This window comes from Pectobacterium sp. A5351, from assembly GCF_028335745.1.
GTDB lineage: Bacteria > Pseudomonadota > Gammaproteobacteria > Enterobacterales > Enterobacteriaceae > Pectobacterium.
On record NZ_CP116477.1, the window covers coordinates 98,842 to 110,865 of the forward strand.

Genomic DNA, 12,024 nt, shown 5'->3' on the forward strand with positions numbered 1-12,024 from the left:
GAAATCCTCCGCGTAAACTAGGGCGGTTTTTTGATTCCAGCACTGAGAACGTTGATGACCGATCCTTTTACCAACCCGGATAAAACCCTTGATGCGCAGGGGCTGCGCTGCCCTGAGCCTGTGATGATGGTACGTAAGACGGTACGCCAGATGGAAACCGGGCAAACGCTGCTGATTATCGCCGACGATCCGGCCACCACCCGCGATATTCCCGGTTTTTGCGTGTTCATGGAGCATGAGCTTCTGGCGCAGGAAACCGAACAGCTTCCCTATCGGTATCTGCTGCGCAAAGGTTAATAATATTCAGTGCGTTATATCGTTCGTTGACGTGTGTGATTAGGAGAAACACGGGGATGAGGTTCCCGTAGGGAGGCCTCGCCCCGTGGTCGCTCCGTGTATCTCGAGCCTTCAATTCACAGCCAGCAACGGTAATATCAGTCCTGTTTTCTCAATAGCCGTAGCGCGTTGGCGGTGACCAGCGCGGTTGCGCCGGAATCCGCCAGCACGGCCAGCCACAGTCCGGTAATACCCAGAATGCTGGTGACCAGAAAGACCGCTTTCAGCCCTAGCGCGATGGCAATGTTCTGACGAATATTACGTTGCGTTGCCCGCGACAGGCTAATCATGGCAGCCAGCCCTGTCAGGCGGCTGTGCGTGAGTGCCGCATCGGCCGTTTCCAGTGCTACATCCGTCCCGCTCCCCATCGCAATCCCGATGGTTGCGGCTTTCATTGCTGGTGCGTCGTTGATACCGTCGCCCACCATCGCGACGGGATGCTGCTTGCTCAACTCGCTGACTGCAGTGACCTTATCGGCAGGGAGCAGGCTGGCGCGGTAATCGATCCCTAATGTCGCTGCAATCGCTGCCGCTGCGCGAGGATTATCGCCCGTGAGCATCACGCCTCTGATCCCCAACTGCTGTAAGGCATCCAGCGCTTCACGCGCATCGCGGCGTAGCGTATCGCTCAGCGCCAGTAAACCGAGCAGCTTGTCGTCTTCTTGTACCACCACGACGGTTTTCCCTTCGCTTTCCAACGCGTCAATCCACTGTAGCCCGTCGGCGTCGAGCAAGTCGGGTGCGACGCGAGTCGGCGCGCTGACCTGAATCCGCTTGCCGCCTATCGTGCCTTCCACGCCGACACCTGCCAGCGCTTTGCGGTTTTCCGCCATTGGCAGGAATGTGCTTGTGGACAACGCATGCTGAACGATGGCTTTGGCAAGCGGATGGTGCGAACCCGATTCCACCGCGGCGGTGCGCGTCAGCAGCGCCGTTTCGCTAATGCCTGCGGCGGGCAACACGTCCGTCACCTGCGGCTTGCCTTCCGTCAGCGTGCCCGTTTTGTCAAACGCGATGGTCTTGATGCTGCCCAGTGATTCCAGTGCTGCACCGCCTTTAATGAGCGCCCCACGGCGCGTTGCGGCGGCCAGCCCGGACGTAATCGCCGCGGGTGTTGAGATCACCAGCGCACACGGACAGCCGATTAGCAGCAGCGTCAGACCGCGATAAATCCACTCTTGCCACGGCTGCGCTAGCAACAGCGGCGGCACCAGAATCACCAGCAGCGACAGCAGCATGATGGCTGGCGTGTAATAGCGGCTGAACTTATCGAGGAAGCGCTCTATCGGCGCACGGCGCTCTTCCGCTTCTTCTATCAGTTGCAGAATACGGTCGATCGCGCTGTTGCCCGACTGTGACACCACGCGCAACTGCACGACCCGATCGACACACAGGCTGCCAGCGGCAATTTTCTCACCCGGCGTACGCTCAATGGGTACCGACTCGCCGGTTAGGGCGCTTTCATCAAAACTGGCGTCGCTGTTCAAGAGCTCCGCATCGGCGGGGAGTCGCCCGCCGGGCGCGACTTCAATCACATCGCCGGGAACCAGACTGGCGACAGGCACGAGACGCCGTTGCCCGTTGATGATCGCCATGGCGTCTTCGGGAAGCAGCGCCATCAGTGCTGTTACGCCGCGCCGTGCGCGGTTTGCCGCGTAAGACTCCAGGTATTCGCCCAGCATAAACAGCAACAAAATGACCGTGGCTTCTGTGGTGGCACCAATCAAAAGCGCTCCGATGGAAGCCACGCTCATCAACGTTTCAATCGCGAAGGGAGTACCGGAGCGAATGAGCTGCACCGCTTTCTTCAGGATCGGAACCAGCCCGATAATCGTGGTCGCGATAAACGCGATTTGCCCGCCGCGCTCGCTTAACAGGGAAAGTCCCCAACTTGCAGCAGCCAGCAAAGTGAAAAGTAGCAAGAAACCATATTCATGTACGAAACGACGTACAGTAGATGACTCGGGTGGTGTGAGGGGGAGTGCGGTGTCCTGCAAGGTGAAGCCAGCTTGCTGAACGGCTTGTTGAACCTGAGGGCGAATATCGGTGTAGGCATCAACAACCAGTTTTTCGGTGGCGAACAGCACTTTGGCCTGTTCAATTCCAGTGAGATTTTTTACTGCATTTTCGATTTTACGTGCGCAACTGGGACAATCCATCCCGCTGATTTTCCAACTGAAACGCTGGTTTGATCGGGGCCTGTCGCTGTCTCCACCGTCGGGGTCGTCTGAATCCGCGCTACCGCCGCCGTCTGACGAATGCTGCTCTGTGCCACAGGCGGTCTGTCCCACGGCGTCAGACGCGTGTTTGGTTGAACAACAGCTATGGTCTGCGTGATTTGAATGCTGCGCGTGTTCATTGCAGCAGCTTTTGGCATGTTGCGCGGAACTGTGCTGTGTGGAACTACGTGGCTGTGCGGAAGTACGCGGCGCGTGATGAACGCCGTTATTGCAGCAGGCTGATTTCTCAGCATTGTGGTGGTGCTGATGAGAGTGCATCTTTTCCTCCTGGGTTATTAGTGATTACGATTCTCATCAGGAACTTTACACCGCCGCTCAATGCTTAGCCAGATTTTCGTGAGCGCCGAAAACGTCAGAAATAGAGGGAGCGAACAATCAGGAAATGGCCGCCAAAATAGCCCGCCGCCACAATCGCCTGATGGGCGCGGAACGGAAAACAGTAATGGTGAATCAGCCAGGCCGCATGGGCGATAAACAGCAGTACGGTGCCCGTCAGCAGGGAGAAATTCGCGTTTGTCCCCAGCGCAAAATACCGCTCACCGGCAATCCAGACCATCAGCGTGGTCATGATGATGAATGCGCAGGCGGGCCAGCGCTGTGCTTCCAGCCGCCCCCAGATAATCGCGATCAGGATCGCGGCCAGAATGACGAGCGTTAATGCCTGCGGCCAGAAGAATGTGAGCGTGATTTGTCCGGTAAAAAAGCTAATGGTGTAGAGCAGATGGGAGAGGAAATAAGCGCCAAACGCGTAAAGCAGGCGCTGAGTCGGCAGCAACAGCAAGGTGTCTGCGACCAGCGTTGCCAGCAATCCCAGCACAATCAGATAGCCCGGCACGCCAAGCAGCGGCGTTTGCCAGGCCAGTGCCAGCAAAAGTAGCATCGTGACCGGTTTGAATAACCAACGCTGCCACGTTGGCCCACGGTAGCTGGCGTCCACATACAACCAACCAGAAAAAAGCACAGCAATAAATGACCAAAGCATAGCGTGTCCTTTTTGTGTTTTTGTTTGTGTCAGGATAAAGATAAGCCGTTCTTTATTCAGTGTAGGGGATTGTGAGGAAGTTAAACAACACATCGTGAGGTGGATGCGATTTTCGTGAGCTTCATGTTATGTTATCGCCTGTTTTTATTGTAGATGGGTGCCGTGAAGTCTCTGAAGGGAGCATTGTGTTGAATGAGTAATGAGTCCGCGCTTTATCGTATTCAATTTATAAATAACGGTAAAAATTACCAGCTTTACGTGCGTGAGCTGGTTCAGAGCAGCCTGTTCGGCTTTATTGAAATTGCCGACTTCGTGTTTGATAGCCAGTCTGCGGTGTTGGTTGACCCGTCAACCGAGAAACTGAAAACGGAATTTTCCGGCGTTAGCCGCAGTTTCATCCCGCTACAGGCGATCATTCGCATTGATGCCGTGACGGAAAAAGGTAGCGCCCGTATTTCTGATTTAGGTGATAACGTGACCGCGTTTCCTTATCTTCCGGGCAAAAAACCCTGATGAATGACTTCCCCTGGCTGTTGGCGTTGGCCGTTGGCGCGATTTTGGTGCTGGCGGCGCGGCAGTATCGACGCCAACGTAACCGGGAAGCGCAGAACGATGCCGCTCCGCTACGCATTGTGGCCGCAGAGGTGAAGCACAAACGCGAATTTCCCCGTCGCCGTCGGCGTGCGCGTGAGCATCAGAGTATGGTCGTAGAGGACATGCTGTATGAGGTCACGTTCAGGCCGATTGCCGGCGGCGCGACTATCACGTTGCGCCTTGAGAACGCGGATTATCACCAGCTTGATACCGGTATGCAGGGATCGTTGCAGCTAAAGGGCACGCGCTTTATCCGCTTTGTGCCCCAGCAGAATTAGCGGTTACGACGTCGGCGGCTTAGGCTGTTTTCTCTGCCACGCCAGCAGTTCAAACACGCCAAAAAGGAAAATACGCGCCTGAAGCGCGCGGTTCAGCGCGGGGCTGTCTTTCGGCTGGCTGGATTTTAACAGCAGCAGTTGAAAACCATGCATCAGGATCATAAACACCATCGCCACGGTCATGAAGATATTCAACGGCCTGGGAAACGGCTGAATCAGGTTGAGCAACAAAAATCCCCACACGCCCAACATCAGTAGCCTGCCAAGATTAATCAAAATCATCTCTTACCCTTACGCTGCTGCGAAGATCATTGACGGATGTATAAACGGTAGGCGACCTGACCCGCAATTTTCTCACGGTGCAGTTGCCAATTCTCCGGGATGGTCAGTTGCGCATTTTCCGCCTCGGTTTCCACGTAAATCCACGCGTCTGGCACCAGCCAACCCTGTTGTTCCAGCAGGGCAAGCGTGTTGTTCAGCAGGTCTTTGCGAAACGGCGGATCGAGAAACACGACGTCAAACGGCGTACCCGGCTTCGCCAGCCAGCTCAGGGCATCAGTATTGACCACCTCGGCATTTTCCGCCCGAAGCAGCGCCAGATTTTGCGTTAATTGCTGGGCGACTGCACGTTCCATTTCCAATAATGTGGTGTGAGCAGCATAACGGGATAAGGCTTCCAGCCCGAGCGCACCGCTGCCGGCAAAGCAGTCCAGACAGCGTGCCTGTTGGATGACGGGAGCCAGCCAGTTAAACAGCGTTTCCCGTACGCGATCGGTGGTGGGACGTAAACCGGGGCTATCAGGAACCGGAAGTTTTCTGCCGCGCCATTGACCACCGATGATTCGGATTTGTCCGGCGGCTGACGATGCGTTTTTTTTAGCCATAGCTCACAGGGTTATTGTTGTGCCGCATCATCATGGTGTGGATACGGGCAGGAAATTTCTGGCGCTATTCTAGCGGCGGTTACGTGTAGAGGGAATGTTAAGATGGATGTTAAGGCGCTTAAGCCAAAATTTTGTGCGGTCTGCGGCCTTCCGGTAACGCGCGGCGTTTGACACACTTCGTTACGGACATTGCCTTTCGTTACGAAGATTGCAGGTAACGCGTCGCATTGTCTGCCATTGCCTCCGTGTTGCTGTCGGCAGGAAAGTGTTAAACTTATTTGTTTAAATATGATTTTCATTGATTGATTCGCTGCGGTGAGCAGCGTGGAGCGCGATCGCACATGTCAAAAGAAAAGAAGCGCGGTTTTTTTTCCTGGCTGGGACTAGGGAAACAGGAAGAAAAACAACAAGAGCAGCCGCAAGAGACGCCGGTTTTTCAAGAGAAGCCGTCAGCGGCGGAGTCGGATGCCGCAGTATCGGCTCATCAGACCGTTGAGCACGCGCCGGAGCAGGCAGAGAAACCATTACCGGAAGACCCCTTAGTTTCGGAAGAACCTGTCTTTGAAGAAAAGATAGAGGCTGAAGAAGCACCAAAGGTTGAAGCGGAAGTGCTGACCCAACCGGTCGCCGAGCGTGACGTTACCGCAGCGGCAGACGAATTGACCGTCGCTGTTCAGGAAGCCAACGTTTCTGAACCTATCACCCCTGAACCTGTCGCTTCTGCCCCTACTGTTTCCGCCACCGACGATCATGACATTATCGATCATGATGTTATCGATCGGGATGTCGCCGATCCGATCGTGCAGCAGGAAGAACAAGCAGACGAAGAACAAGATCCTACGCAGCCAGATGATGCCCCGGCTGTGGCGCAAGAGCAGGAACGCCCAACAAAAGAGGGATTCTTCGCGCGCCTGAAACGCAGTCTGGTAAAAACGCGCCAGAACCTCGGTTCAGGATTTATCGGATTGTTTCGCGGTAAGAAAATCGACGACGATCTGTTTGATGAACTGGAAGAACAACTGCTGGTTGCGGATGTTGGGGTCGAAACGACCCGTAAAATCATCACCAGCCTGACAGAGCACGCCAGTCGCCGCCAGTTGAAAGATGCTGATACGCTTTTTGTGAAGCTGAAAGACGAAATGGCGGAGATTCTTGCTAAGGTGGACGCCCCGCTGAATATCGAAGGCAAAACGCCTTATGTCATTCTGATGGTTGGTGTTAATGGCGTGGGCAAAACGACCACCATCGGGAAACTGGCGCGCCAGTTCCAGGCACAGGGCAAATCCGTGATGCTGGCGGCGGGTGATACCTTCCGTGCGGCGGCGGTTGAGCAGCTTCAGGTCTGGGGACAGCGCAATAACGTGGCGGTAGTCGCGCAGCATACCGGTGCGGATTCGGCATCGGTGATTTTCGATGCGATTCAGGCGGCAAAAGCGCGCGGTGTTGATGTGCTGATTGCGGATACCGCGGGTCGCTTGCAGAACAAAGCGCACCTGATGGAAGAGCTGAAAAAGATTGTGCGCGTGATGAAGAAGCTGGACGAAGACGCGCCGCATGAAGTGATGCTGACGCTGGATGCGAGCACCGGCCAGAACGCGGTGAGTCAGGCCAAACTGTTTAATGAAGCCGTTGGGCTGACGGGGATTACCCTGACGAAGCTGGACGGTACCGCGAAAGGCGGGGTGATTTTCGCCATTGCCGACCAGTTCGCTATTCCTATCCGCTATATTGGGGTAGGGGAAGGCATTGATGATTTACGGCCCTTCAAGGCCGACGATTTTATTGAGGCACTTTTTGCCCGAGAGGATTAAAACGGATGATTCGTTTTGAACAGGTCAGTAAAGCTTACCTCGGTGGGCGTCAGGCATTGCAAGGGGTGGATTTCCATCTGCGCCCCGCGGAAATGGCGTTCCTGACCGGCCATTCCGGCGCAGGGAAAAGTACCCTGCTGAAACTGATTTGTGGCATTGAACGTCCCAGCGCGGGTCAGATTTTGTTTGGCGGTCACAACATTAGCCGCCTGAAAAAACGTGAAGTCCCGTTCTTGCGGCGTCAGATCGGCATGATCTTTCAGGATCACCATCTGCTGATGGAACGTACGGTCTATGACAACGTCGCGATGCCGCTCATCATCGCGGGTGCCAGCAGTGAGGATATCCGTCGTCGGGTCTCCGCTGCGCTGGACAAGGTTGGCCTGCTGGATAAAGCGAAAAACTACCCTATCCAGCTGTCCGGCGGTGAGCAGCAGCGCGTTGGCATTGCGCGCGCGGTGGTGAACAAACCCGCCGTGTTGCTGGCGGATGAACCGACTGGCAACCTGGACGAAGCGCTGTCAGAAGGCATTTTGCGCCTGTTTGAAGAGTTCAATCGTGTCGGCGTCACCGTCCTGATGGCGACGCATGATACCGGGCTGATCGCCCGCCGTAATTACCGTGTGCTGACGCTGTCGGATGGCCGCATGGTGGGGGGAAACCACGATGGCGAATAACGTCCGTAATGCGAAAAAGCCTGTCGCAAAAGCCAAAGCGCTGCGCGGCGGCTGGCAGGAACAGTGGCGCTACGCCTGGATGAATACGCTGGTTGATATGCTGCGCCAGCCGCTGGCGACGTTCCTGACCGTCATGGTCATCGCTATTTCGCTGGCATTGCCCAGCATCTGTTATCTGGTGTGGAAAAACGTCAGTCAGGCTGCTTCGCAGTGGTATCCCTCACCGCAGTTGACGGTGTATCTGGATAAATCGCTGGATGACAACGCGGCGCAGGCGGTTATCACGCAGCTTCAATCGGAAGAGGGCGTTGATAAAGTCAATTACCTGTCGCGCAATGAAGCGATGGGCGAGTTCCGCAACTGGTCTGGTTTTGGCGGCGCGCTGGATATGCTGGAAGAGAATCCGCTGCCAGCGGTGGCGATTATCACGCCGAAAATGAGCTTTCAGGATTCCACCACGCTGACGACGCTGCGCGATCGCGTGGCAGCGACGCAGGGCGTGGATGAAGTTCGGATGGACGACAGCTGGTTTGCCCGGCTGGTGGCGCTGACCAATCTGGTCGGGCAGATTTCCGCGACGATTGGCATTTTGATGGTCGTCGCTGTCTTTTTGGTGATCGGCAATAGTGTGCGTCTGAGTATTTTCAGCCGCCGTGAAACCATCAACGTAATGAAGCTGATTGGCGCGACGGACGGCTTTATTCTGCGTCCGTTCCTGAATGGCGGAGCGGCAATGGGCGTGGGTGGTGCGGTGCTATCGCTGATTCTATCACAGGCGCTGGTCTGGAAGCTGGATGCGGTAGTCGCACAGGTGGCTTCCGTTTTTGGTACGACGTTTGCTGTCAAAGGGCTGAGCTGGGATGAATCCCTGTTGCTGCTGCTCATTGCCGGCATGATTGGCTGGTTGGCCGCCTGGCTGGCCACCGTGCAACATTTACGCCGTTTTACACCACAATAAGCGTTTTCTGGTATAATCATCCCCTGTAATTCAGACCGTATTGCAGGGGAAATCTCCTCAGCGACATCTCTTCTTTGCGCTTCCCGCTGTGTTTTCCCCTTGGTTTTTCGTGCGTTAACGGCTCGTTTTCCCCCTGCTTGATCTCTGGCTGGAGCTGAATAAAATGATAGGAACTTGCGAGCGAAATCACAGTCTGAATAGACAGCGTTTAGGATTTGAGTAACCCGTTTTTAGGGTTTTTAATAAAAGTCATCTTTAAGGTGCCGTGTTTTGCCATTTTCGCGCAAAACGATACGGCGAAGCAGTGCTAAGATAGTCGACTGCAATATGACGAGTAGAGCAACTGAGAGGGTTGAATGACCAAAGATATGCAAACTTTCACCTTAGTTCCCCAGGGCAGTCTGGAAGGGTATATTCGTGCCGCCAATGCCTATCCGATGCTGACGGCGGAGGAAGAGCGGGCGCTGGCTGAACGACTGCATTATCAGGGCGATCTGGATGCGGCTAAGCACCTGATTCTGTCACACCTGCGTTTTGTTATTCACGTTGCCCGTAACTATTCCGGCTACGGCCTGCCGCAGGCGGACCTGATTCAGGAAGGGAACATCGGCCTGATGAAGGCGGTACGTCGCTTTAACCCTGAAGTGGGTGTGCGTCTGGTTTCTTTCGCCGTGCACTGGATCAAAGCAGAAATTCACGAATACGTGCTGCGTAACTGGCGTATCGTGAAAGTCGCGACCACCAAAGCACAGCGTAAGCTGTTCTTTAACCTGCGTAAGACGAAAACGCGTCTCGGCTGGTTTAATCAGGATGAAGTCGAGCTGGTGGCACGTGAACTTGGCGTGACCAGCAAAGACGTGCGCGAGATGGAATCCCGTATGGCGGCGCAGGATATGACGTTTGATCCCACGCCGGAAGAAGATTCGCACGACGGCAAGGCGATGTCGCCGATGCTTTACCTACAGGATAAATCGTCTGATTTTGCCGATGGCATTGAAGAAGATAACTGGGAAACGCATGCGGCGGATAAGCTTACCTACGCGCTGGAAGGGCTGGATGAGCGTAGCCAGCATATTATCCGCGCCCGCTGGTTGGATGATGACAACAAATCCACTTTGCAGGACCTGGCCGATCAATACGGCGTTTCCGCAGAGCGCGTGCGTCAGTTAGAAAAGAATGCGATGAAGAAACTGCGAGCGGCGATAGAAGCCTAATTGCTCTCATCGTTTCTTTCTGTAGCGACCGGGTAATGCCCGGTCGTTTTGTTTTTGTCTGATGTCAGACTGTCGCGTTTGGGTTATGGCTTCTCTGAGTTGATTTCATCAAGAATCAGCGGCGTTTCTTTTCGGCGAATATAGCGCCAGCCGCCGGATACCGGTGAGAAGCCGCAGGACACCATAAACCGCGCCAGCACTTCCTCTTTGATCGCGGCATGATTCGCCGTGGCCAGCCACCATTCGTTCACTTCAGGCAGTTGACGACGTGCTTCATCAATCAGAAGTTGTCCTACTCCCCGCCGCCTTGTGACTTCACGCACCATCAGATCGCTCAGTTCCGCGTAGTCCCCTGCAATTTCGACCAACATACCGCCGAGTAACCGATCGTTAAAACGGGCGGCAAAGAGTCGTCGAGTCGGTTTTAATCCTGCTTCTAATAAACCAATGTTTTGATGCGGCCAGATTTTTTCCAGATCAATTTTGTCCTGGGGGCTGAATTGGGTGAGGCATTCAACGGCTAGTTTCATTTTTATCGGCACTCCATCATATGAGTGAAGAATAATGTAGTTGTTTTGTAGTAGATCAGTTGTGTAATTTGATCGTTATGGTTAATAGGGCAAATGTTTTTCTTGTTCTTTGTTTTTCGAGTAATCCATCAACAATTAATGCATAAAGTAGAATATCTGACTATATATAAATTAAATGCTGGGTTTTGCATCTGGTGTTTTGTGCTGTTTGCTCCGCTTGTTTCTGACAATGTGAGTTGATTTGCAGCATAATATTCCTGTTTAATAATATGAAAAATAAAGCCTTATTAGAAATCATTACTAATAATAACCTAAGCCTTTCTTACTTATAAGAAAATAGCAGGTTATGGCAGAAGGCGGTCAGGTTTTCGGCAATATCCATAATGACAGATGGGGTAAAAAGAATGAAATTCAGTAAAGGTAAAGTATTGCTGATGGGTTGTATGGCGGCGGCGTTTAGCCATGCGGTCAATGCTGCCGATATTAAGGTTGCGGTTGTTGGCGCGATGTCTGGCCCGGTTGCCCAGTATGGCGACATGGAGTTTATTGGCGCACGTCAGGCTATTGCAGATATCAACGCAAAAGGCGGCATCAACGGTAACAAACTGGTTGGCGTTGAATATGATGACGCGTGCGACCCCAAGCAGGCGGTTGCCGTAGCGAACAAGGTCATCAATGACGGTATCCGTTATGTGATTGGCCATCTGTGTTCCTCCTCTACGCAGCCTGCGTCTGATATTTATGAAGAAGAAGGCGTGATCATGATTACGCCTGCGGCAACCAACGCCGACCTCACCACGCGTGGCTACAAAATGGTGCTGCGTACGACGGGGCTGGATTCCGATCAGGGACCCACCGCGGCCAAGTACATCGTTGAAACCATCAAACCGCAGCGTATCGCCGTGGTGCATGACAAACAGCAATATGGTGAAGGCCTGGCCCGCTCTGTTCAGGATAGCCTGAAAAAAGCCGGTGCGAATGTCGTGCTGTTTGAAGGTGTGACGGCGGGTGACAAAGATTTCTCTACGCTGGTTGCGCGTCTGAAGAAAGAGAACGTCGATTTCGTGTATTTCGGCGGCTACTACCCGGAAATGGGGCAGATTCTGCGCCAATCGCGTCAGGCTGGCATGACGACCAAGTTCATGGGACCGGAAGGCGTGGGTAACTCCTCGCTGTCCAACATCGCGGGCGATGCGTCTGAAGGGATGCTGGTCACGCTGCCGAAGCGCTACGATCAGGTTCCTGCTAACCAACCGATTGTGGATGCGCTGAAAGGCAAGAAACTGGACCCGACTGGCCCGTTCGTCTGGACGACCTATGCTGCGCTGCAATCGCTGACCACCGCGATGACGCGTACGGGTAGCGATGAGCCAGAAAAATTGGTTGCGGATCTGAAAGCGAAATCCGTGGATACCGTAATGGGACCATTAAGCTGGGATGCAAAAGGCGACCTGAAAGGGTTTGAATTTGGCGTATTTGAGTGGCACAAAGACGGTACGTCCAGCGCAGTGAAATAATCA

13 protein-coding genes are annotated in these 12,024 nt (G+C 54.0%); 8 read left to right on the forward strand and 5 right to left on the reverse strand.

The genetic code is table 11. From position 1 onward, the window contains the following. The first annotated feature begins 54 nt into the window (after positions 1–54). The gene (gene tusA, locus O1Q74_RS00450; RefSeq protein ID WP_012772835.1) at positions 55–297 is read left to right on the forward strand and encodes a sulfurtransferase TusA; all 243 of its coding nucleotides are present in this window, start codon (positions 55–57) and stop codon (positions 295–297) included. A 137-nt stretch (positions 298–434) separates the two neighbouring features. Here tusA and O1Q74_RS00455 read toward each other — a convergent pair whose 3' ends face one another. Further along, positions 435–2,834, reverse strand: a complete 2,400-nt coding sequence (locus tag O1Q74_RS00455; protein WP_271875476.1) for a zinc/cadmium/mercury/lead-transporting ATPase — start codon at positions 2,832–2,834, stop codon at positions 435–437. Between the two features lie 94 nt (positions 2,835–2,928). Beyond that, the gene (locus tag O1Q74_RS00460) at positions 2,929–3,558 is read right to left on the reverse strand and encodes a lysoplasmalogenase (RefSeq protein WP_271875478.1); all 630 of its coding nucleotides are present in this window, start codon (positions 3,556–3,558) and stop codon (positions 2,929–2,931) included. A gap of 192 nt (positions 3,559–3,750) precedes the next feature. Between O1Q74_RS00460 and O1Q74_RS00465 the strand changes: the two genes are divergently transcribed. Together O1Q74_RS00465 and O1Q74_RS00470 are read left to right on the forward strand one after the other, a co-directional pair. Next, entirely contained in the window at positions 3,751–4,071 is a 321-nt protein-coding gene (locus O1Q74_RS00465) for a DUF1820 family protein (RefSeq protein WP_225086441.1), read from the forward strand. Beyond that, positions 4,071–4,430, forward strand: a complete 360-nt coding sequence (locus O1Q74_RS00470) for a DUF2500 domain-containing protein (protein WP_271875480.1) — start codon at positions 4,071–4,073, stop codon at positions 4,428–4,430. The genes O1Q74_RS00465 and O1Q74_RS00470 overlap by 1 nt, the downstream gene beginning before the upstream one ends. Positions 4,431–4,433: 3 nt before the next feature. Here O1Q74_RS00470 and O1Q74_RS00475 read toward each other — a convergent pair whose 3' ends face one another. After that, a complete protein-coding gene (locus O1Q74_RS00475; protein WP_271875482.1) occupies positions 4,434–4,712 on the reverse strand; it encodes a DUF1145 family protein in 279 nt (92 codons plus the stop codon). Positions 4,713–4,738: 26 nt separating this feature from the next. Beyond that, positions 4,739–5,314: a 16S rRNA (guanine(966)-N(2))-methyltransferase gene (gene rsmD / locus O1Q74_RS00480; protein WP_271875484.1), complete on the reverse strand. Its 576-nt coding sequence runs from the start codon at positions 5,312–5,314 to the stop codon at positions 4,739–4,741. A gap of 341 nt (positions 5,315–5,655) precedes the next feature. On the opposite strand from rsmD, the gene ftsY reads away from it, so the two are divergent. The 4 genes from ftsY (at position 5,656) to rpoH (ending at position 9,974) form a co-directional block, all read left to right on the forward strand. Then, entirely contained in the window at positions 5,656–7,125 is a 1,470-nt protein-coding gene (gene ftsY, locus O1Q74_RS00485; protein ID WP_271875486.1) for a signal recognition particle-docking protein FtsY, read from the forward strand. A gap of 5 nt (positions 7,126–7,130) precedes the next feature. Continuing rightward, positions 7,131–7,802: a cell division ATP-binding protein FtsE gene (gene ftsE / locus O1Q74_RS00490; protein ID WP_012772843.1), complete on the forward strand. Its 672-nt coding sequence runs from the start codon at positions 7,131–7,133 to the stop codon at positions 7,800–7,802. After that, positions 7,792–8,760: a permease-like cell division protein FtsX gene (ftsX, locus tag O1Q74_RS00495; protein WP_271875490.1), complete on the forward strand. Its 969-nt coding sequence runs from the start codon at positions 7,792–7,794 to the stop codon at positions 8,758–8,760. The genes ftsE and ftsX overlap by 11 nt, the downstream gene beginning before the upstream one ends. Before the next feature lie 356 nt (positions 8,761–9,116). Continuing rightward, positions 9,117–9,974: an RNA polymerase sigma factor RpoH gene (gene rpoH / locus O1Q74_RS00500; RefSeq protein WP_225086447.1), complete on the forward strand. Its 858-nt coding sequence runs from the start codon at positions 9,117–9,119 to the stop codon at positions 9,972–9,974. Positions 9,975–10,057: 83 nt separating this feature from the next. Here the strand turns inward: rpoH and panM are convergent, their stop codons facing one another. After that, the gene (panM, locus tag O1Q74_RS00505; RefSeq protein ID WP_271875493.1) at positions 10,058–10,504 is read right to left on the reverse strand and encodes an aspartate 1-decarboxylase autocleavage activator PanM; all 447 of its coding nucleotides are present in this window, start codon (positions 10,502–10,504) and stop codon (positions 10,058–10,060) included. A 404-nt stretch (positions 10,505–10,908) separates the two neighbouring features. Between panM and O1Q74_RS00510 the strand changes: the two genes are divergently transcribed. Next, entirely contained in the window at positions 10,909–12,021 is a 1,113-nt protein-coding gene (locus O1Q74_RS00510) for a branched-chain amino acid ABC transporter substrate-binding protein (RefSeq protein WP_271875495.1), read from the forward strand. Positions 12,022–12,024 lie beyond the last annotated feature (3 nt).

Excerpts from the sequence above, each read along its gene's own strand:
- tusA (WP_012772835.1), top strand. The coding sequence starts at position 55 with ATGACCGATCCTTTTACCAACCCGGATAAAACCCTTGATGCGCAGGGG.
- O1Q74_RS00455 (WP_271875476.1), bottom strand. The coding sequence starts at position 2,834 with ATGCACTCTCATCAGCACCACCACAATGCTGAGAAATCAGCCTGCTGC.
- O1Q74_RS00460 (WP_271875478.1), bottom strand. The coding sequence starts at position 3,558 with ATGCTTTGGTCATTTATTGCTGTGCTTTTTTCTGGTTGGTTGTATGTG.
- O1Q74_RS00465 (WP_225086441.1), top strand. The coding sequence starts at position 3,751 with ATGAGTAATGAGTCCGCGCTTTATCGTATTCAATTTATAAATAACGGT.
- O1Q74_RS00470 (WP_271875480.1), top strand. The coding sequence starts at position 4,071 with ATGAATGACTTCCCCTGGCTGTTGGCGTTGGCCGTTGGCGCGATTTTG.
- O1Q74_RS00475 (WP_271875482.1), bottom strand. The coding sequence starts at position 4,712 with ATGATTTTGATTAATCTTGGCAGGCTACTGATGTTGGGCGTGTGGGGA.
- rsmD (WP_271875484.1), bottom strand. The coding sequence starts at position 5,314 with ATGGCTAAAAAAAACGCATCGTCAGCCGCCGGACAAATCCGAATCATC.
- ftsY (WP_271875486.1), top strand. The coding sequence starts at position 5,656 with ATGTCAAAAGAAAAGAAGCGCGGTTTTTTTTCCTGGCTGGGACTAGGG.
- ftsE (WP_012772843.1), top strand. The coding sequence starts at position 7,131 with ATGATTCGTTTTGAACAGGTCAGTAAAGCTTACCTCGGTGGGCGTCAG.
- ftsX (WP_271875490.1), top strand. The coding sequence starts at position 7,792 with ATGGCGAATAACGTCCGTAATGCGAAAAAGCCTGTCGCAAAAGCCAAA.
- rpoH (WP_225086447.1), top strand. The coding sequence starts at position 9,117 with ATGACCAAAGATATGCAAACTTTCACCTTAGTTCCCCAGGGCAGTCTG.
- panM (WP_271875493.1), bottom strand. The coding sequence starts at position 10,504 with ATGAAACTAGCCGTTGAATGCCTCACCCAATTCAGCCCCCAGGACAAA.
- O1Q74_RS00510 (WP_271875495.1), top strand. The coding sequence starts at position 10,909 with ATGAAATTCAGTAAAGGTAAAGTATTGCTGATGGGTTGTATGGCGGCG.